This is a genomic window from Kitasatospora sp. NPDC001261 (assembly GCF_042896795.1).
Taxonomy (GTDB): Bacteria; Actinomycetota; Actinomycetes; order Streptomycetales; family Streptomycetaceae; genus Kitasatospora.
In genome coordinates this window covers 120,544-140,036 of record NZ_JBIAXP010000028.1, presented here as the reverse complement: position 1 = coordinate 140,036, position 19,493 = coordinate 120,544, and the positions used below count along the sequence as shown (strand labels likewise).

The 19,493-nt window shown below is 74.5% G+C and carries 15 protein-coding genes; 14 read left to right on the top strand and 1 reads right to left on the bottom strand.

Features of this window, described 5'->3' with window-relative positions:
• The first annotated feature begins 78 nt into the window (after positions 1–78).
• From ACFY4B_RS32270 to ACFY4B_RS32235, 8 genes are all read left to right on the top strand, one after another.
• Positions 79–717: a response regulator gene (locus ACFY4B_RS32270; protein ID WP_049659044.1), complete on the top strand. Its 639-nt coding sequence runs from the start codon at positions 79–81 to the stop codon at positions 715–717.
• A 148-nt stretch (positions 718–865) separates the two neighbouring features.
• Positions 866–3,541 carry a DNA translocase FtsK gene (locus ACFY4B_RS32265; RefSeq protein ID WP_387973933.1) on the top strand — a complete coding sequence of 892 codons (2,676 nt, stop codon included), beginning with the start codon at positions 866–868 and terminating at the stop codon, positions 3,539–3,541.
• A 282-nt stretch (positions 3,542–3,823) separates the two neighbouring features.
• Positions 3,824–4,687 carry a helix-turn-helix domain-containing protein gene (locus ACFY4B_RS32260; RefSeq protein WP_375877275.1) on the top strand — a complete coding sequence of 288 codons (864 nt, stop codon included), beginning with the start codon at positions 3,824–3,826 and terminating at the stop codon, positions 4,685–4,687.
• 96 nt (positions 4,688–4,783) lie between these two features.
• Positions 4,784–6,289: a 30S ribosomal protein S12 methylthiotransferase RimO gene (gene rimO / locus ACFY4B_RS32255; protein WP_387973930.1), complete on the top strand. Its 1,506-nt coding sequence runs from the start codon at positions 4,784–4,786 to the stop codon at positions 6,287–6,289.
• A complete protein-coding gene (gene pgsA, locus ACFY4B_RS32250) occupies positions 6,286–6,924 on the top strand; it encodes a CDP-diacylglycerol--glycerol-3-phosphate 3-phosphatidyltransferase (protein ID WP_049660306.1) in 639 nt (212 codons plus the stop codon). Before rimO ends, pgsA begins: the two co-directional genes overlap by 4 nt.
• Positions 6,925–7,003: 79 nt before the next feature.
• Positions 7,004–7,483, top strand: a complete 480-nt coding sequence (locus ACFY4B_RS32245) for a CinA family protein (protein ID WP_387973948.1) — start codon at positions 7,004–7,006, stop codon at positions 7,481–7,483.
• Positions 7,484–7,832: 349 nt separating this feature from the next.
• A complete protein-coding gene (locus tag ACFY4B_RS32240; protein WP_049660741.1) occupies positions 7,833–8,201 on the top strand; it encodes a helix-turn-helix domain-containing protein in 369 nt (122 codons plus the stop codon).
• Between the two features lie 55 nt (positions 8,202–8,256).
• On the top strand, positions 8,257–8,556 hold the full coding sequence (locus ACFY4B_RS32235; protein WP_375877274.1) for a hypothetical protein: 300 nt from the start codon (positions 8,257–8,259) through the stop codon (positions 8,554–8,556).
• A gap of 77 nt (positions 8,557–8,633) precedes the next feature.
• Here the strand turns inward: ACFY4B_RS32235 and ACFY4B_RS32230 are convergent, their stop codons facing one another.
• Positions 8,634–13,346, bottom strand: coding sequence for an ATP-dependent helicase (locus ACFY4B_RS32230; RefSeq protein WP_387973927.1), 4,713 nt, complete (start codon positions 13,344–13,346; stop codon positions 8,634–8,636).
• A gap of 159 nt (positions 13,347–13,505) precedes the next feature.
• On the opposite strand from ACFY4B_RS32230, the gene ACFY4B_RS32225 reads away from it, so the two are divergent.
• The 6 genes from ACFY4B_RS32225 to recX all read left to right on the top strand — a co-directional run bounded on the left by ACFY4B_RS32225 (position 13,506) and on the right by recX (position 19,475).
• Positions 13,506–15,017 (top strand): S8 family serine peptidase, encoded by a 1,512-nt coding sequence (locus ACFY4B_RS32225; RefSeq protein ID WP_387973924.1) that lies wholly within the window; start codon positions 13,506–13,508, stop codon positions 15,015–15,017.
• A gap of 92 nt (positions 15,018–15,109) precedes the next feature.
• The gene (locus tag ACFY4B_RS32220; protein ID WP_387973921.1) at positions 15,110–15,700 is read left to right on the top strand and encodes a GNAT family N-acetyltransferase; all 591 of its coding nucleotides are present in this window, start codon (positions 15,110–15,112) and stop codon (positions 15,698–15,700) included.
• Positions 15,697–15,891: a DUF3046 domain-containing protein gene (locus ACFY4B_RS32215; protein ID WP_117489691.1), complete on the top strand. Its 195-nt coding sequence runs from the start codon at positions 15,697–15,699 to the stop codon at positions 15,889–15,891. Before ACFY4B_RS32220 ends, ACFY4B_RS32215 begins: the two co-directional genes overlap by 4 nt.
• 37 nt (positions 15,892–15,928) lie before the next feature.
• Positions 15,929–17,155, top strand: a complete 1,227-nt coding sequence (locus ACFY4B_RS32210; RefSeq protein WP_387973918.1) for an AI-2E family transporter — start codon at positions 15,929–15,931, stop codon at positions 17,153–17,155.
• Between the two features lie 195 nt (positions 17,156–17,350).
• Positions 17,351–18,463 (top strand): recombinase RecA, encoded by a 1,113-nt coding sequence (gene recA, locus ACFY4B_RS32205; protein WP_049659177.1) that lies wholly within the window; start codon positions 17,351–17,353, stop codon positions 18,461–18,463.
• A 4-nt stretch (positions 18,464–18,467) separates the two neighbouring features.
• Positions 18,468–19,475 carry a recombination regulator RecX gene (gene recX, locus ACFY4B_RS32200; RefSeq protein ID WP_387973916.1) on the top strand — a complete coding sequence of 336 codons (1,008 nt, stop codon included), beginning with the start codon at positions 18,468–18,470 and terminating at the stop codon, positions 19,473–19,475.
• The last annotated feature ends 18 nt before the right edge of the window (positions 19,476–19,493 follow it).

Genomic DNA, 19,493 nt, shown 5'->3' with positions numbered 1-19,493 from the left:
GCTAGCATGACCGGGGTAGCGGTGGGCAGTACGCGGGTGCCTGCACCGGGCGGCAGGCAGGCGACAGGAGGGCGAGCCCTGATGCAGAAGGCCAAGATCCTCCTGGTCGACGACCGACCGGAGAACCTGCTGGCGCTGGAGGCGATCCTCTCGGCGCTGGACCAGACGCTGGTGCGCGCGGCCTCCGGTGAGGAGGCGCTGAAGGCGCTGCTCACCGACGACTTCGCGGTGATCCTGCTGGACGTGCAGATGCCGGGGATGGACGGCTTCGAGACGGCCGCCCACATCAAGCGCCGGGAGCGCACCCGGGACATCCCGATCATCTTCCTGACCGCGATCAACCACGGTCCGCACCACACCTTCCGCGGCTACGCGGCCGGCGCGGTGGACTACATCTCCAAGCCCTTCGACCCGTGGGTGCTGCGCGCCAAGGTCTCCGTCTTCGTCGACCTGTACGCGAAGAACTGCCAGCTGAAGGAGCAGGCGGCGCTGCTGCGCCTGCAACTGGAGGAGGGCGGCGGCGAGCAGGCCCTCGGCGGGGCGCTGCTGGGCGAGCTGTCCGCGCGGCTGGCGGCGGTCGAGGAGCAGGCGGAGGCGCTCGGCAAGCAGCTGGACGGGGGCGAGGACGCCGGGGTGGCCGCCACCGCCGCGCACCTGGAGCGCAAGCTCGCGGGGCTGCGCCGGGCCCTGGACGCGATGCGTCCGGGCAGTTCCTGACCCGCGGTCGGCGTTCACCCGTCCGGGTGGTCCGGTGTGCTGCGACCGGGTGAATCCCGGTCAGGGTGACGGTGTGTCTGCGACACGTCCGGGCGCCCGGGCTCGGGCACATGTGCACTGGTCGCCCGCCCCGGTAGGCTGCTGACCCATGGCCACTCGCACGCCCGGGAACGCAGCACGTAAGACGAGTCCGGGAGCGTCCAGGAAGGCCGCGGCGAAGGCCCCGGGCAAGCCGCCCGCGAAGAAGGCGGCGGCGAAGAAGGCGGCCCCCGCGAAGAAGGCCGCGGCCAAGCAGGCCCCGCCCCTGCCGAAGCCGTCCAGGTCGGTGCTGATGGGCACGCTCAACGCCCTGGGCAGCCCGATCGCCGCGATCTTCCGGGGCTTCGGCGACGGGGCCAAGAACCTGCACCCGGCCCACCGCAAGGACGGCGTGGGCCTGCTGCTGTTCGGGCTCGCGCTGGTGACCGCGGCCGGCACCTGGTTCAGCCCGCAGGGCTGGCTGGGCGAGGGGGCCACCGCCGTGGTCTCCGGGTTGTTCGGCCGGCTCGACGTGCTGGTGCCGTTCCTGCTGGCCGCGATGGCGATCCGGCTCTGGCGCCACCCGGAGCTGCCGGAGGCCAACGGCCGGATCATGATCGGGCTGAGCGCGCTGCTGGTCGGCGTCCTCGGCCTGGTCCACATCGGCTGCGGCGCGCCCATGATGGGCAGCGGCGCGTCCCGGATACGGGCGGCCGGCGGGATCATCGGCTGGGCCGTCTCCACCCCGATGATGGCCGCCGCCGGACCGGCGCTCGCCGTGCCGCTGCTCCTGCTGCTGGCCTTCTTCGGCCTGCTGGTGGTCACCGCCACCCCGATCAACCGGATCGGCGACCGGGTGCGCGGGGTCGGCATACGGCTCGGCGTGGTCGAGCCCGGGCCCGAGGACGAGCAGCTCTGGGGGCGCACGCCGGAGCGCGAGCTGTCCACCGACCCGCCGGAGGACGCCGACCCCGACGCGCTGCCGTTCACCGTGGACACCGGCAGTGACGACCCCTCGGACGAGGTGGCCGCCCGCCGGCGCCGCCGTCGGCGCAAGCAGACCGACGAGCCGGAGGACGCCGAGCGGATCTCCCTCGACAAGGAGCCGCTGGACCCGTACGCCACCCGCGACCTCGCCGCCGGCGCGGCCGCCGACCTGGACGGCGCGCTGGTCTACGGCGTGCCCGCCTCCTCCGCGGTGGCGGACATGATGCACCAGGTGCAGGACCGCACCGCCCCGCCGGAGGAGGCCGCCGTCCCGGCCGCCCGCAGCGGCGGGCCGGGCGCGCCCGAGGAGCACGGCGCGGCGCCGGTGCGGATGGAGCAGCTCCAGCTCGGCGAGGGCGTCACCTACGCGCTGCCCTCGCTCGACCTGCTGGAGCGCGGCGGCCCGGCCAAGGCCCGCAGCGCCCTCAACGACGAGGTGGTCGCCCAGCTCACCGGCACCTTCGCCGAGTTCAAGGTGGACGCCAAGGTCACCGGCTTCACCCGGGGCCCGACGGTCACCCGCTACGAGGTCGAGCTCGGCCCGGCCGTCAAGGTGGAGCGGATCACCGCGCTCGCCAAGAACATCGCGTACGCGGTGGCCAGCCCGGACGTGCGGATCATCAGCCCGATCCCGGGCAAGTCCGCGGTCGGCATCGAGATCCCCAACCGGGACCGCGAGATGGTCAACCTCGGCGACCTGCTGCGCTCGCGCACGGCCGCCGAGGACACGCACCCGATGGTCGTCGGCATGGGCAAGGACGTCGAGGGCCACACCGTGATGGCCAACCTCGCCAAGATGCCGCACATCCTGGTGGCCGGCGCGACCGGCGCCGGAAAGTCCTCCTGCATCAACTGCCTGATCACCTCGATCCTCGCCCGGGCCACCCCGGACGAGGTGCGGATGGTGCTGGTCGACCCCAAGCGGGTCGAGCTGACCGCGTACGAGGGCATCCCGCACCTGATCACGCCGATCATCACCAACCCCAAGAAGGCCGCCGAGGCCCTCCAGTGGGTGGTGCGCGAGATGGACATGCGCTACGACGACCTCGCGGCGTTCGGCTTCCGGCACGTGGACGACTTCAACGCCGCCGTGAAGGCCGGCAAGGTCACCCCGCCGCTCGGCAGCGAGCGCGAGCTGAGGCCGTACCCGTACCTGCTGGTGATCGTCGACGAGCTGGCCGACCTGATGATGGTCGCCCCGCGCGACGTCGAGGACTCGGTGGTCCGGATCACCCAGCTGGCCCGCGCGGCCGGCATCCACCTGGTGCTCGCCACCCAGCGGCCCTCGGTGGACGTGGTCACCGGCCTGATCAAGGCCAACGTGCCGTCCCGGCTGGCCTTCGCGACCTCCGCGATGGCCGACTCCCGGGTCATCCTGGACCAGCCCGGCGCGGAGAAGCTGATCGGCAAGGGCGACGCGCTCTTCCTGCCGATGGGCGCGAGCAAGCCGATCCGGATGCAGGGCGCGTTCGTCACCGAGGCGGAGATCGCCAGGGTGGTGGAGCACTGCAAGGACCAGCTGAGCGCCGTCTACCGGGACGACGTGATGGTCGGGGCCGGGCCGAAGAAGGAGATCGACGAGGAGATCGGCGACGACCTGGACCTGCTGGTCCAGGCGGCCGAGCTGGTGGTCTCCACCCAGTTCGGCTCGACCTCGATGCTCCAGCGCAAGCTCCGGGTCGGCTTCGCCAAGGCGGGCCGGCTGATGGACCTGATGGAGTCGCGCGGGATCGTCGGCCCGAGCGAGGGCTCCAAGGCCCGCGACGTGCTGGTGAAGCCGGAGGAGCTGGACGGGGTGCTGATCACCCTTCGGGGTTGACGGTCGGCCCCTGGGGCCGGCGGCCCGTGTCCTGACCGAGGTGTCACTCGTTCGGAGGAGGGTAGGCGCCGTGTGGGGAACCGAACGTCCGTACGCCGCGTCACACGGCGGAAAGCGACCGCCGGGCTCCCCCCGCACGGCTCCGCTGACGGTTCGTCAGCGCCGTGCCGGACCCCGGTCGGACCGGGCGCGCGCATTCGGCCCGTTCCGCTTGAGAAACGATCCGCCCGCGCCCCTAGACTGTTCCCCAGCAGGTGGCCATCCGCTCGAAAGGCGTGCCCCGTGACCATCGGCAAGTCCTCCGACCGCGAGAACGCCATGCCGTCCGTCGAGCCGACCGACGACGTGGTGCAGGCGGCCGATGCCCCGAGCATCGGCCGGGTGCTGTCCACCGCCCGGATCGACGCGGGGCTCACGGTGGACCAGGTGAGTACCGCCACCCGGGTGCGGGTGCCGATCGTCCATGCCATCGAGGAGGACGACTTCGCCCGCTGCGGCGGCGACTTCTACGCCCGAGGGAACATCCGGCTGATCGCCCGCGCGGTCGGCCTGGACGGCGAGGCGCTGGTCGCCCGGTACGACGCCGCGCACGGCGGCCCGCCCGCCGCCAGGCGCCCGGCGACCCAGCTGATCGACAGCGGCCCGATCAAGGTGCCCCGGCGCGGCCGGCCGAACTGGGCGGCCGCCATGGTCGCCGCGATCGTCGCCGTGGTCGCGCTGATCGGCTTCAACCTGGTCAGCGGCAAGGGCGGGCACGGCACCACCGGCTCGGCCAGCGCGCCGCTGCCCAGCGGCTCCGGGACCGGCTCGGTGGCCCCCGCCGCCACCCCCGCCGTCCAGCCGCCGGCGCCCGTGCCGAGCGCCGCCGCGATCGCCGCCGTCCCGGCCGACAAGGTCACCGTGAAGCTGGTCGCCGAGGGCACCAGCTGGGTCTCGGCGATGGACGGCAACGGCAAGTCGCTGTTCCAGAACAACATCGGCAACGGCCAGGACCAGACCTTCACCGACCCCAAGCAGATCAAGCTGGTGCTCGGCAACGGCGGGGCCGTGCACGCGTACGTCAACGGGAAGGACCTCGGCCTCCTGGGCAAGGACGGCCAGGTGGTGCACGTCACGTACACCCCCGGAGACCCGCAGGCGGGCTGACCACAGGGGCCGTCCGGCCCACTGATGATCAGCTGATCCGAGGCGCGCGGCCTCCGGGGCGAACGGCACCGGAGCCCGCGCGTTAATCTTGGGCCTATGCCTGAACGCCGTACTGTCGCCCTTGTCACGCTCGGATGCGCCCGCAACGAGGTGGACTCCGAGGAACTCGCCGGGCGACTGGAGGCCGACGGCTGGTCGCTGGTCGACGACGCCTCCGAAGCGGACGTCGCCGTGGTCAACACCTGCGGCTTCGTCGAGGCCGCCAAGAAGGACTCGGTGGACGCCCTGCTGGAGGCCAACGACCTCAAGGGGCACGGCCGCACCCAGGCCGTCGTCGCGGTCGGCTGCATGGCCGAGCGGTACGGCAAGGAGCTCGCCGACGCCCTCCCCGAGGCGGACGGCGTCCTCGGCTTCGACGACTACGCGGACATCTCCGACCGCCTCCAGACCATCCTCTCCGGCGGCCACCACGCCCCGCACCTCCCGCGCGACCGCCGCAAGCTGCTGCCGATCAGCCCCGCCGAGCGGCAGAGCGCCGCCGAGACCGTCGCCCTGCCCGGCCACGGCACCGAGGCCGCCGCCGAGCCCATCGCCGACCTGCCCGACGGCCTCGCCCCGGCCTCCGGCCCGCGCACCCTGCGCAAGCGGCTGGACGACAGCCCGGTCGCCTCCGTCAAGCTCGCCTCCGGCTGCGACCGGCGCTGCTCCTTCTGCGCCATCCCGGCCTTCCGCGGCTCCTTCATCTCCCGCCGCCCCTCCGACGTGCTCAACGAGGCCCAGTGGCTGGCCGGGCAGGGCGTGCGCGAGATCGTCCTGGTGAGCGAGAACAACACCTCGTACGGCAAGGACCTCGGCGACATCCGGCTGCTGGAGACGCTGCTCGGCGAGATCTCCGCGATCGAGGGCGTCGAGCGGGTCCGGGTCTCCTACCTCCAGCCGGCCGAGATGCGCCCGGGCCTGGTCGACTCGATGACCGGCACCGCCGACGTGGTGCCCTACTTCGACCTGTCCTTCCAGCACTCGGCGCCCGCCGTGCTGCGCCGGATGCGCCGCTTCGGCTCCACCGACCAGTTCCTGGAGCTGCTGGGCACCATCCGCGGCAAGGCCCCGCAGGCCGGCGCCCGGTCCAACTTCATCGTCGGCTTCCCCGGTGAGACCGAGGAGGACTTCGCCGAGCTGGAGCGCTTCGTCACCCACGCCGGGCTGGACGCGATCGGCGTCTTCGGCTACTCGGACGAGGACGGCACCGAGGCCGCGACCTACGACGGCAAGCTCGCCGACGACGTGATCGCCGACCGGGTGGACCGGCTGAGCCGGCTGGCCGAGGAGATGACCGCCCAGCGGGCCGAGCAGCGGATCGGCACCGAGGTCGAGGTGCTGATCGAGTCGATCGAGGACGGCGTGGTCGAGGGCCGCTCCGCCCACCAGGCGCCGGAGACCGACGGCCTGACCACGCTGGAGGGCGTCGAGGCCCCCGCGGTCGGCCAGTTCTGGCGGGCCACGGTGGTCGCCAGCGAGGGCGTCGACCTGATCGCCGAGGCGCTGGAGCAGGTGCGACTGCCCCGGACGTCGGGGGCCGAGGCCTCGGGAGCCGGGGAATGACCAAGGGGCCCGGCGCCCCGGCCGCGGCCCACCCGGGCAGACCGGTGGCCGCGGCGCCGTCGACCCCGGGGATCTGGAACATCGCCAACGTGCTCACGATGGTCCGGGTGCTGCTGGTGCCGGTCTTCGTGGCGCTGCTGTTCGCCGGCGGCGGGCACGACCCCAAGTGGCGCTCGGTCGCCTGGGCCTCGTTCGCGATCGCGATGATCACCGACCTGTTCGACGGTGAACTGGCCCGGCGCAAGGGCCTGGTCACCGACTTCGGGAAGATCGCCGACCCGATCGCCGACAAGGCGATCATGGGCTCGGCGCTGATCGGCCTCTCGCTGCTCGGCGACCTGCCCTGGTGGGTCACCGCGGTGATCCTGGCCCGCGAGCTCGGCATCACCCTGATGCGGTTCTGGGTGATCCGCTACGGGGTCATCCCGGCCAGCCGCGGCGGCAAGCTCAAGACGCTGACCCAGGGCACCGCGGTCGGCATGTACGTACTGGACCTGACCGGCTGGCTGGCCACCGGGCGGGCGGTCCTGATGGGGCTGGCGGTGCTGCTGACCGTCGGCACCGCGCTGGACTACATCGGGCAGGCGCTGCGCCTGCGCCGCGAGGGACGGACCGCGGCGCGGGCCGGCCGCTGAGCGACGGGGGAACCGGGTGTCGGAGCGGGACGTGGCGGAGCACGGCGCGGCGGCGCGGGGCGTGCCGGTGCGGGACGCGGTGGCGCGGGACTTCGCACTGGCCGAGCGGGCGCACGCCGCGCTGCGGGCCGAGGGCGGCACGCTCGCCGTCGCCGAGTCGCTGACCGGGGGGCTGCTGGCCGCCGCGCTGGTGGACGTCCCCGGGGCGTCCGCGACCTTCCGGGGCTCGGTCACCGCGTACGCGACCGAGCTGAAGGCCTCGGTGCTCGGGGTGGACGAGGGCCTGCTGGACGTGTACGGGCCGGTCCACCCGGTGGTGGCCCGACAGATGGCCGAGGGCGTGCGCGCACTGCTGGGGGCCACGTACGGGCTCGCGACGACCGGGGTGGCCGGGCCGGACCCCCAGGACGGGCAGCCGGTGGGCACCGTACACCTGGCCGTCGCCGGCCCGGGGGGAACTCTGGTCAGTTCTCCCCTGCTGTCGGGCGGTCGTGCCACAATCCGTCACGAAGCGGTGACCGCCGCGCTGGAGCTGCTGGTCGGTCGGTTCGCACGGTAGGCCGGTTCGTACGGCCGGCCGGTTTCGCGCGACCGGGGCCCGTGGGGAGGGCCTCCACCGACCGGGATCGCCGGGCGGGCGCGCGGGTATGGGACAGCGGGAGGATCGTGTTACATCCAACACCCTGGTTGGGCAGAAACCAGGTGGCGAACGAGTTGCGTGACGGTGGCCGGGTGGGTCGCTACGGGTACCACGAGGGGCCCGCGAACCCGGGTGCGACACCGGAACAAGGAGGGGGACGGCCTTGCAGCCCAGAGTGAACACGACCAGGGTCCCCGCACGCGAAGCGGGCAAGGCGGTACGGTGGGGTCGTGACATCTCGATCCGCAGTCCGAGGAGGGAGGCACCGATGATCCTGCTTCGTCGCCTACTGGGCGATGTACTGCGTCGGCAGCGCCAGCGCCAGGGCCGCACACTCCGCGAGGTGTCGGCGGCAGCCAGGGTTTCGCTCGGATACCTCTCCGAGGTCGAGCGGGGACAGAAGGAGGCCTCCTCGGAGCTGCTCTCCGCCATCTGCGACGCACTCGACGTCCGGATGTCCGAGGTCATGCGCGAGGTCAGCGACGAACTGTCGCTCGCTGAACTTGCGGCGATGGCCACCCTCTCCGAAGGTGATCTGCTGAGGCCGGTACTCGAACCGGTTCCGCTGCCCGCCCCCGGCACCGACCGGGCGAACATGTCGCCCAAGGCCGCCGCGATGGACGTGGTCGCCGCCTGATCCCGGCCTCGACTCCCGGGCGCCCCTGCCCGGAGCGAGCGAAGGGAGGGCGGTCGTGCGAACAGACGCGCAGACGCGCCCGATGGCCCGAATACGGGCCCGGGCGCGGCTGTTCCTCCGGGTACGGCGTCCGGTGCGGTGGGTGCTGGCGGCCTCGGCGGCCGGGCTCGCCTGGTGGCTCCTGGTGGTCCGGGGACAGCTGACCGACGGTGCGGCGCTGGGGCTGCTCGTGGCCGGCGGCTGGGGACTCGGTCTCATTCCGGTCCACGCAGACTGGAACGCGACCGGACCGGCCCGGCGCCCGCGCGCGGAGCCGGTAGGACCGGTGGAGGTACAGCCACCGCCGATCGGGTGATGGACGTGGCCGGAGGCCGCGGGGTCGACGACCCCGCGGCCTCCGGTGTCTTCCGGCCCTGGTTCCGTGGCCGTGGATCAGGGGCGCAGGCGCAGGCCGCGCGGGGTGGCGTGGAAGCCCGCCTCCTCCAGCGCGCGGCCCAGGGCCGAGCCCAGGGCGGGCTCGCCGTTGGCCCGTTCGACCGTGACGCTGCCGAGCGCGCCCTCCCGGACGGCGGCCGCGAGCGCCCCGGCCGCCAGCGCCCGGGTGGCCTCGTCCTCCGGCCAGGCCAGCAGGGACTTGCCGCCGCGCTCGACGTACAGCGCCGGCTCGCCGTCCACCAGGACCACCAGGGCGCCCGCCTTGCGGCCCGGGCGGTGGGCGGTGGGCTCCTTGCCGTCGGGGGCCGCGGGCGGGTCGGGCCAGGGCAGGGCCGCGCCGTAGGCGTTGGCCGGATCGGCGGCGGCCAGCACCAGCGTCTGCGGCGGCTCGCCCGCCCGGGCGGCCGGCCACTCGGCCGCCCTGGCCCGCTCCAACCGGCCGTTCACCGAGCGCAGCCGGTCGGCCGCGCCCTCCATGGCGAACTGGGCGCCGCCCAGGCCCTCGACGAAGTAGCCCCGGCGGGCCCGGCCGCGCTCCTCCATCGCGGCGAGCACCCGGTAGACCCCGGCGAAGCCGCCGGGCACCCGTTCGGCCGCCACCGCGCCCCGGGTGAGCAGGCCGTGGCGGTCCAGCAGGTTCTGTGCCTGGGTGGTGGCCCGGACCGTCGGGTCGGCGGCGAAGGCGGGCAGCAGCGACCAGCGGCCGGCCACCGTCGGCGGGCCGCTGCGCAGGGCGCCGCCGACCCGGCCGAGGGCGCGGCCGGCACCGCCGTAGCGGCCGCGCGGGGTGGACCGGGGCGCGCGGTGGGCGGTGGCGCCCGCCGTCCGGCCGGAGCCGAGCAGGGCGCGCAGCGGGGCGAGGGTGTCGTTGGTGACGAAACCGGCCCAGACCAGGTCCCAGAGCGCCTCGACGACCTCCGGCTCGGCGGTCTCCTCCGGGAGCTGCTGGACGAGTTGGCGGAAGAACAGGCCGTAGCCGCCGGCCAGCGCGGACAGCAGCGCGCTGTGCACCGGGGTGAGCGCGGGCGGGACGGGCTCGGGGCGCAGCAGGTGGGCGTTCTCGGTGAGGTGCAGGCTGAGCCAGCCGTCCTTGCCGGGCAGGGCGCCGGCCCCGCACCAGCCGATCTCGCCGGCCGCCATCAGCTCGTCCAGCAGGCCGGGGGAGTAGTCGGTGAGCCGGGCCGGGAGGATCAGCTTCTCCAGCGCGGAGGCGGGCAGGGCGGTGCCCTGGAGCTGCTCGACCACCCGCAGCAGGCCGTCCGGGCCGCGCAGCCGGTGGCCGGCCAGGTGCTGCCACTGCGGCAGGAAGGCGGCCAGGGCGCGCGGCGGGACCGGCTCGACCTCGTGGCGCAGGGCGGCGAGCGAGCGGCGGCGCAGCCGGCGCAGCACCTCGGCGTCGCACCACTCGTGGGCGGTGTGCCACTCGGGGTCGGTCTGGCTCCCGGCGGGCCTGAAGTGGCCCTGGACCAGGCGGCCGGCGGCGGTCAGGCGGTGCAGGGTGCCGGTGACCACGGCGGTGCCGAGGCCGTAGCGGGCGGCGGCCTCGGCGGCGGTGAACGGGCCGTGGGTGCGGGCGTGGCGGGCGATCAGATCGCCCAGCGGGTCCTTGACCGGCTCGGTGAAGGCCTCCGGGACGCCGACCGGCAGCGGGGTGCCCAGCGCGTCTCGCAGCCGTCCGGCGTCCTCGATCGCGGCCCAGCGGCGCTCTCCGGCGATCCGGACCTGGATCACCCGGCGGGCGGCCTCCAGCTCCAGGGCCCAGAGCGGCTCGGCGCCGCGGACGGTCAACTCGGCCTCGGAGAGCGGGCCGAGCAGGCGCAGGGCGTCGGCGACGCCCTCGGCGTCCTTGATCCGGCGCTCGGGGACGAGGCGTTGGAGCTCGGCCTCCAGTTCGGCGAGCACCCGCGGGTCGAGCAGCTCGCTCAGCTCGGCCTGGCCGAGGAGTTCGGACAGCAGCCGGGAGTCGAGCGAGAGGGCGGCGGCGCGGCGCTCGGCGAGCGGGGAGTCGCCCTCGTAGAGGAACTGGGCGACGTAGCCGAACAGCAGCGAGCGGGCGAAGGGCGAGGGCTCGGGGGTGGTGACCTCGACCAGGCGGACGGCGCGCGACTCCAGATCGCCCATCAGCTCGACCAGGCCGGGGACGTCGAAGACGTCCTGCAGGCACTCCCGGACGGCCTCCAGGACGATCGGGAACGAGCCGTACTCGGAGGCGACTTCGAGCAGTTGGGCGGCGCGCTGGCGCTGCTGCCAGAGCGGGGTGCGGCGGCCGGGGCTGCGGCGGGGGAGCAGCAGGGCGCGGCCGGCGCACTCCCGGAAGCGGGAGGCGAACAGGGCGGAGCCGCCGACCTGGTCGGTGACCAGCTGCTCGATCTCGCTTGGGTCGAACAGGGTGGCGTCGGCGCCGACCGGGGCCTCGTCCTGGCCGGACCGGGCCGAGGGGCTGCTGAAGTCGAAGTCGAGGCTCAGCAGGTCGGCGTCGGGCAGGCGCAGCACGATGCCGTCGTCGGCGTGCATGACCTGCGGGTCCAGGCCGTGCTGCTCGCGCAGCCGGGCGCCGAGGGCGAGCGCCCAGGGGGCGTGGACCTGGGCGCCGAAGGGGGAGTGGACGACGATCCGCCAGTCGCCGAGCTCGTCCCGGAAGCGCTCGACCACGATGGTGCGGTCGTCGGGGAGGTGGCCGCAGGCGGCGCGCTGCTCGGCCAGGTAGTCCAGCAGGTTGGCGGCCGCCCAGTCGTCCAGGCCGGCCCGCTTGAGGCGCTCGGTGGCGGCCTCGGGCGGCAGGGCGCCCAGTTCGCGGGTGAAGGCGCCGAGGGCGCGGCCGAGTTCGAGCGGGCGGCCGAGCGTGTCGCCCTTCCAGAACGGGAGCCGGCCGGGGACGCCGGGGGCGGGGGTGACCAGCACTTTGTCGTGGGTGATCTCCTCGATCCGCCAGGAGGTGGTGCCGAGGGTGAACACGTCGCCGACGCGGGACTCGTAGACCATCTCCTCGTCGAGCTCGCCCACCCGTCGCCCACCACCACCCTTCTTCTCGGGGTCCGAGCCCGCGATGAAGACGCCGAACAGGCCGCGGTCGGGGATGGTGCCGCCGGAGGTGACGGCCAGCCGCTGGGCGCCGGGGCGGCCGGTCACGGTGCCGGCCACCCGGTCCCACACCAGGCGGGGGCGCAGCTCGGCGAAGGCGTCCGAGGGGTAGCGGCCGGCCAGCATGTCGAGCACGGCGTCGAAGGCGGACTGCGGGAGGGTCGCGAAGGGCGCGGCGCGGCGGACCACGGCGAGCAGGTCGTCCACCGGCCAGGTGTCCAGGGCCGTCATCGCGACCAGCTGCTGGGCGAGCACGTCCAGCGGGTTGCGCGGGATGCGCAGCGCCTCGATCCGGCCGGCCCGCATCCGCTCGGTGACCACGGCGGACTGGACGAGGTCCCCCCGGTACTTGGGGAAGAAGACGCCGGTGGAGACGGCGCCGACCTGGTGGCCGGCCCGGCCGACCCGCTGCAGGCCGGAGGCGACCGAGGGCGGGGACTCGACCTGGACGACCAGTTCGACGGCGCCCATGTCGATGCCCAGCTCCAGGCTGGAGGTGGCGACCACGGCGGGCAGCCGGCCGGCCTTCAACTCCTCCTCGACGAGCGACCGTTGCTCCTTGGAGACGGAGCCGTGGTGGGCCCGGGCGATGACCGGGGGCGCGCCCTTGGCCGCGCCCGAGCCGCCCATCAGCTCGGCCGGGGAGTGCGCCTCGGGGACGGCGGTGCCGGTGGCGCGCTCGTAGGCGATCTCGTTCAGCCGGTTGCACAGCCGCTCGGCCAGCCGGCGGGAGTTGGCGAAGACGATGGTCGAGCGGTGCGCCTCGACCAGGTCGACGATCCGCTCCTCGACGTGCGGCCAGATCGAGGCCTGCCGCTGCGGGTCGGTGCCGGCGGCGCCGCCGGTGGCCGGGGCGGCGGGCAGGTCGTCCAGGTCGGGGACCGGGACGACCACCGAGAGGTCGAACTCCTTGGCAGTGGCGGGCTGGACCACGGCGGCGCCGCGCCGCGGGCTCAGGAAGCGGGCCACCTCCTCGACCGGGCGGACCGTCGCGGACAGGCCGATCCGGCGGGCCGGGCGGTCCAGCAGTTCGTCCAGCCGTTCCAGGCTGAGCGCGAGGTGCGCGCCGCGCTTGGTGCCGGCGACCGCGTGCACCTCGTCCAGGATCACCGTGTCCACGCCGCGCAGGGCCTCCCGGGAGGCGGAGGTGAGCAGCAGGAACAGCGACTCGGGGGTGGTGATCAGGATGTCCGGCGGGTGGGTCGCGAAGCGGCGGCGGTCGGCGGCCGGGGTGTCGCCGGAGCGGATGGCGACCTGGACCTCGGGCTCGGGCAGGCCGAGTCGGACGGCGGCCTGGCGCAGGCCGGCCAGGGGGGCGCGCAGGTTCCGTTCGACGTCCACCGCGAGGGCCTTGAGCGGTGAGACGTAGAGGACCCGGCAGCGGTGCCTCGGCTCGGCGGGGGGAGGGGTGGTGCTGAGCCGGTCGAGGGCGGAGAGGAAGGCGGCCAGCGTCTTGCCGGAGCCGGTGGGGGCGACCACCAGGACGTCCGTCTCCCGCTGGATGGCCTGCCAGGCCTCGGCCTGCGCGGCGGTGGGGGCGGAGAAGGCACCGGTGAACCAGGCCCGGGTGGCCGGGGCGAAGCCGGCCAGGGGGTCGTCGGCGGACGGGGTCGGGTGCTGGGGCGCCATGCCCCCATGGTGCCGGGTGGGACCGACAAGCGGGGGCGGGCAGGAGGTTCGGAGGAGGGGTGCAAGCCGGGGAGCAGAAACCACAATCCGCTCATATGGTGAGGAATCGGATGGGTGATCCACCCGTGACCCACCGGACCGACGAGCGGAGACCGTGCGATGGCGCAGGCGCACCCGTCGGGCGGGCCCGCCCGACGCCGTCGGGTCCGCGGGCCCGCCCGGGCGCTGCTTGCGATGCTGCTGATGGCGCTCGTGGTGGGCGGCGCCGTCCCGTCCGTGTCCGGGGCGGGGCGGGCGTACCTCAGCTATCTGGTGCTGGCCGAGGGCGAGGACGCCGCCGGCGCCGCCCGGGCCGGGGCGGAGAGCCGGGCGGCGGGCGGGCAGGTGGTCCAGGAGTACCCGCAGATCGGGGCCGTGCTGGTGTACGCGACCGGCCCGTTCGCCGACCGGGTGCGGGGCCGGCCCGGGATCGCCGCCGTCGGGGCGACCAGGACCGCGCCGGTGGTCGCGCCGCCGCGGGCGGTGACGGGGGCGGGGGACTTCACGGCGGGGGCCGGGACCGGTGGCCGGGCGGGCGGCGACCGGATGGACGGGGGGACCGTCACGGTGCCCGATCCGGGGGAGGCGGGCGCCTGGAACCTCGCCATGCTCGGCGGTGCCGCCCGCGGGGCGGCGGACGCCTCGGCGGTCTCCGGCGGTGCCGCACCGAGCGCCGACGCGCTGCGCGGGGTGCTGGTCGCGGTGCTGGACTCCGGGGTCGACGACACCCACCCGGACCTGCGGGCCGCCGTCGACCCGAAGGCCTCCGCCTCCTGCGCGGACGGCCGGCCCGACGCCCGCACCGGCGCCTGGCGGCCCGACCCCGGGGTGGTCGAGAGCGGCCACGGCACGCACGTCGCCGGGATCGTCGGCGCCACCCGGGACGGCCACGGCGTCACCGGGGTGGCGCCCGGGGTGCGGATCGCCGCCGTCCGGCTGCTCGGGCCGCTCGGGCAGTACTACGCGGAGAACATCGTCTGCGGCATGCTCTGGGCCGCCGACCACGGGGCCAAGGCGGTCAACAACAGCTACTTCGCCGACCCGTGGAAGTACAACTGCCCCGGGGACGCGGACCAGGCCGCGCTGATCGCGGCCGTCGGGCGGGCCGCCGGGTACGCCCGCCGGGCGGGGGCGGTGGTGGTCGCCTCGGCGGGCAACGACGGGCAGGACCTCGGCGCCTCGCGGACCGACGAGCGGAGCCCCAACGACCGGGTCTCGGGGCCGGCGCCCCTGCGTCACCTGGGAACGGAGTGCGTACGGCTGCCCGGTGAGCTGCCCGGGGTGGTCACCGTCACGGCGGTGAACCGGGACGGGCACCCGGCGGCCTACTCCAACTACGGGCGCGGACGGGTCTCGCTGGCCGCGCCCGGCGGCGACCCGGACGGCGGGCCGCAGGGGGCGGTCGTCTCCGACTGGCCGGACGGGCGGTACGCGGCGCTGGCGGGGACCTCGATGGCGGCCGCGCACGTGACCGGGGCGGTGGCGGTGGCGGCGGCCCTGCACCCGGAGCTGGCGGCGGACGGGTTGGCCGCGCTGCTGGCCGGGGCGGCGGCGCCGGGGTGCCCCCCGGGGCTCCTGGGCTGCGGGGAACGGCAGTACTTCGGGGCGGGGCTGCTGGTGCTGCCCCGGTGACGGGGGCGCGGGCCGCGCCCCGCGCGCCCGTCGGGTGGTGGGGCGGGGAAAAGCAGGTGACGGGGCGGTGGGACGGGGGTGAGGATCGGGGCATGGGTGATTCGGGTGCGGCCGTGTTCCTGACGACCGAGCGGCTGGTGCTGCGGCGCTTCACGACGGCGGACGTGGACCGGCTCGTGGAGCTGGACGGGGACCCTGCGGTGATGCGCTTCCTCACCGGGGGGAAGCCGAGTCCGCGGGAGTGGGTCGAGGGGGAGCTGCTGCCGCGCTACCTGGAGCACTACCGGCGCTACGGCGACCTCGGCTGGTGGGCGGCCGAGGAGCGGGCGGGCGGGGCGTTCCTGGGGTGGTTCGAGTTCCGACCGACGCGGGAGGGGGAGCGCGGGGAGGTCGAGCTCGGGTACCGCTTGCGGCAGGCCGCGTGGGGGTGCGGCTACGCGACGGAGGGGGCGCGGGCGCTGGTCCGGCTCGGGTTCGCGGAGCTGGGGGTGGAGCGGGTGGTGGCGTACACCATGGCGGTGAACGCGGGCTCGCGGCGGGTGATGGAGAAGAGCGGGCTGTCGTACGTCCGCACGTTCCACGAGGACTACCCGGAGATGATCCCGGGCAGCGAGCACGGCGAGGTCGAGTACGCGCTGACGGCCGGGGAGTGGCGGGCCCGGTCCGGGATACTTGGGGCATGAGGCTGACGGAGTTCTGGCGACGGATGTACGCGCACTTCGGGGAGGCGTACGCGGAGTCGTTCGCGACCGACCACGTGATGAGCGAGCTGGGCGGGCGGACGGTGCGGCAGGCGCTGGAGGCGGGCTGGGAGGCCAAGGAGGTCTGGCGGGTGGTCTGCGACACCCAGGGCGTCTCCGGGGTGCTGCGCTGACTGCCGGCCCCCCGGGGGCATGGGACAGACTGTTCGGGTGACAAATAGCGCGGAACAGAAGAATTCGGACCGGGACGCCGAGGGCGCTCCGGCGGGTGGGGGCCTGTGGGGCGGCGGGATGCCGCGCTGGCTGCCGCGGGCGATGGTGCTGTTCCTGGTGCTGGTGGGGGCCTTCCAGTTCGCGGACTGGGCGTTCCGGCAGCTGATCGACCTGTTCGTGATGCTGCTGGTGTCGTTCTTCCTGTCGCTGGCGTTGGAGCCGGCCGTGGACCGGATGGCCGCGCGGGGGGTGCGCCGGGGGGTCGGGACCTTCCTGGTGTTCGTGGCGGTCGGGATCGCGGTGGTGGGCTTCCTCGCCGCGCTCGGCACCCTGCTGGTCGACCAGGTGGCGAAGCTCGCGGGGGACCTGCCGCACCTGGTCGACAACCTGATCGACTGGATCAACCGGACCTTCCACCAGGACCTCTCGCTGGGCGAGTTGCAGAATCGATTGCTCAAGGATTCCGGCACCATCGAGACCTACGTCCAGCAGGCCGCCGACAACGCCTGGGGCGTCTCGTCCACCGTGATCGGCGGGCTCTTCAAGGCCTTCACGGTCGGGCTGTTCACCTTCTACTTCACCGCCGAGGGCCCGCGGGTGCGCCGGACGGTCTGTTCGATGCTGCCGCCCGCCAAGCAGGCCGAGGTGCTGCGGGCCTGGGAGATCGCGCTCGCCAAGACCGGCGGCTACCTGTACTCCCGGGCGCTGCTCGCGGTGGTGTCGGCCGCCGGGCACTGGGTGATGTTCGAACTGCTCGGCCTGCCGTACGCGGCGGCGCTGGCAGTCTGGGTCGGCGTCATGTCGCAGTTCGTGCCGACCCTCGGGACCTACCTGGCCGGGACGCTGCCGGTGCTGGTGGCGCTGACGGTGAAGCCCGTGGACGCGCTCTGGGTGCTGGTCTTCGTCGTGGTGTACCAGCAGATCGAGAACTACCTGCTGCAGCCGAGGATCACCGCGCGGACGGTGGACGTGCACCCGGCGGTGGCCTTCGGCTCGGTGATCGCGGGCGCGGCGCTGCTCGGCGCGGTCGGCGCGGTGATCGCGATCCCGGCGGCGGCGACGCTCCAGGGCTTCGTGGGGACGTACGTGCGGCGGTACGAGGTGGCCACCGACCCGCGGATCGACCGGGGCGAGCAGCGGCGGGCCCGGCGGGAGCTGCGCCGGGAGGCGGCCCGGCGGCTGCGCCGGATGGTCGGCGGGGACGGGGCGAGGCGCGGGGAGTGACCCGGGGCGCCGCCCCCGGGGTGTCCCCGGGGGCGGCGGGGCCCGGACGTGCGACGCTTGAATCGAACAGATGTTCTTTGTACTCTCCGGCGTGGAGTTTTCCACAGGCGGAGCCCGGCCGGGCCCGTTTGTCAGTGGGACGCGCTAGCGTCGAGGACGATGAAGCGCACAGCACAGAACCCGAGGGAAAAAGCCATGGCAGGTACGGATCGCGAGAAGGCCCTTGAGACCGCGCTCGCCCAGATCGAGCGGCAGTTCGGCAAGGGCTCGGTGATGCGCCTCGGCGAGAAGGCCAACGAGCCGGTCGAGGTGATCTCCACCGGGTCCACCGCCCTGGACGTCGCCCTCGGGGTCGGCGGCATCCCGCGTGGCCGCGTGGTCGAGATCTACGGCCCCGAGTCCTCCGGCAAGACCACCCTGACCCTGCACCTGGCCGCCAACGCCCAGAAGGCCGGCGGCACGGTCGCGTTCGTCGACGCGGAGCACGCGCTCGACCCGGAGTACGCCAAGAAGCTCGGCGTGGACACCGACGCCCTGCTGGTCAGCCAGCCGGACACCGGTGAGCAGGCGCTGGAGATCACCGACATGCTGATCCGCTCCGGCGCGATCGACCTGGTGATCATCGACTCGGTCGCGGCGCTCGTGCCGCGCGCCGAGATCGAGGGCGAGATGGGCGACTCGCACGTCGGTCTGCAGGCCCGGCTGATGAGCCAGGCGCTGCGCAAGATCGCCGGTGCGCTGAACCAGTCGAACACCACCGCGATCTTCATCAACCAGCTGCGCGAGAAGATCGGCGTGATGTTCGGTTCGCCGGAGACCACGACCGGTGGCCGGGCGCTGAAGTTCTACGCCTCGGTCCGCCTCGACATCCGCCGGATCGAGACCCTGAAGGACGGCACCGAGGCGGTCGGCAACCGCACCCGCGTCAAGGTGGTCAAGAACAAGGTCGCCGCGCCGTTCAAGCAGGCCGAGTTCGACATCCTCTACGGTGTGGGCATCAGCCGCGAGGGCGGCCTGATCGACATGGGCGTGGAGCACGGCTTCATCCGCAAGTCGGGCGCCTGGTACACCTACGAGGGCGACCAGCTCGGCCAGGGCAAGGAGAACGCCCGCAACTTCCTGCGGGACAACCCGCAGCTCGCCGACGAGATCGAGCGGAAGATCAAGGGCAAGCTCGGCATCGGCCCGAAGGTGGAGGAGCCGGCCGAGGAGAGTGCCGAGGCCGCCGCCGACGGCGCGGCCAAGCCGATCACCGCGACCGCCACCAAGACGGCCGCGGCGAAGAAGACGGCGGCGGCCAAGGCCTGAGCCGTTGACGCAGTACGACACGGTGGGCGGCGGCCCGGCGGGCCCGGAGGACGACGACTACGGGCCGCCGGACTGGTTCGCCGCGGTCGCGGAGGAGCCCGAGCCGGTGGCCGCGAAGCCCCGGGCCTCGCGCTCCCGGCGCGGCCGTCCGTCCACCGCGCAGTGGGCATCCGGCGCCGAGCCGGAGTTCGACCTGGCTCCGACCCGGGCGGTGCGCGGCGCGGCGCCCGGGCCGGAGCCGGCGGAAACCCCGGTCGAGGCGCTCGGCCTGGTCTCCGCCTCCGAGCTGCCCACCGGCCGCCGGCGGCGGCGCTCGGCCCTGGAGGCCGAGCAAACCGAAGCGGCCGGGCCCGCTTCGACACCGACGGCCGTGGAGAGCGGCCGCGGCGGCGGCGAGGCGGCCGGTCACGGGGGTGTGGCCGCCTCGGCCTCCCGTCGCGGCGGGCGCCGGGGCCGCTCCGCCACCGGGCTGCCCGGGGAGGAGGGCTCCGGCCGTACCTCCCGGAAGCAGGCCGAGGAGTCGGCCGACCCGGAGACCCGCGCCCGGGACATCTGCCTGCGGCTGCTGACCGGCGCCGCCAAGACCCGCAAGCAGCTCGCCGACGCCCTGCGCAAGCGGGAGATCCCGGAGGAGGCCGCCGACGCGGTGCTCACCCGGCTCGAAGAGGTCGGGCTGATCGACGACGCGGCCTTCGCCGCGGCCTGGGTGGAGTCCCGGCACGCCGTCCGGGGCCTGTCCCGGCGGGCGCTGGCCCAGGAGCTGCGCACCAAGGGCGTCGCCGCCGACCTGGTCGAGCAGGCCGTCGCCCAGCTCGACCACGACGACGAGACGGACGCGGCCAGGGCGCTGGTCGAGCGCAAGCTGCGGTCCACCCGAGGGCTGGACGCCCAGGTGCGCACCCGGCGGCTGGTCGGGATGCTGGCCCGGCGCGGCTACTCCGAAGGACTGGCGTTCCGGGTGGTGCGCAGCGCGCTGGAAGAGGAGTGGAGTGAACCGTCGGGTCGGGAGTAGTGGCAGTTCTGTAGGTGT

Excerpts from the sequence above, each read along its gene's own strand:
- ACFY4B_RS32265 (WP_387973933.1), top strand. The coding sequence starts at position 866 with ATGGCCACTCGCACGCCCGGGAACGCAGCACGTAAGACGAGTCCGGGA.
- rimO (WP_387973930.1), top strand. The coding sequence starts at position 4,784 with ATGCCTGAACGCCGTACTGTCGCCCTTGTCACGCTCGGATGCGCCCGC.
- pgsA (WP_049660306.1), top strand. The coding sequence starts at position 6,286 with ATGACCAAGGGGCCCGGCGCCCCGGCCGCGGCCCACCCGGGCAGACCG.
- ACFY4B_RS32240 (WP_049660741.1), top strand. The coding sequence starts at position 7,833 with ATGATCCTGCTTCGTCGCCTACTGGGCGATGTACTGCGTCGGCAGCGC.
- ACFY4B_RS32230 (WP_387973927.1), bottom strand. The coding sequence starts at position 13,346 with ATGGCGCCCCAGCACCCGACCCCGTCCGCCGACGACCCCCTGGCCGGC.
- ACFY4B_RS32225 (WP_387973924.1), top strand. The coding sequence starts at position 13,506 with ATGGCGCAGGCGCACCCGTCGGGCGGGCCCGCCCGACGCCGTCGGGTC.
- ACFY4B_RS32220 (WP_387973921.1), top strand. The coding sequence starts at position 15,110 with ATGGGTGATTCGGGTGCGGCCGTGTTCCTGACGACCGAGCGGCTGGTG.
- ACFY4B_RS32215 (WP_117489691.1), top strand. The coding sequence starts at position 15,697 with ATGAGGCTGACGGAGTTCTGGCGACGGATGTACGCGCACTTCGGGGAG.
- recA (WP_049659177.1), top strand. The coding sequence starts at position 17,351 with ATGGCAGGTACGGATCGCGAGAAGGCCCTTGAGACCGCGCTCGCCCAG.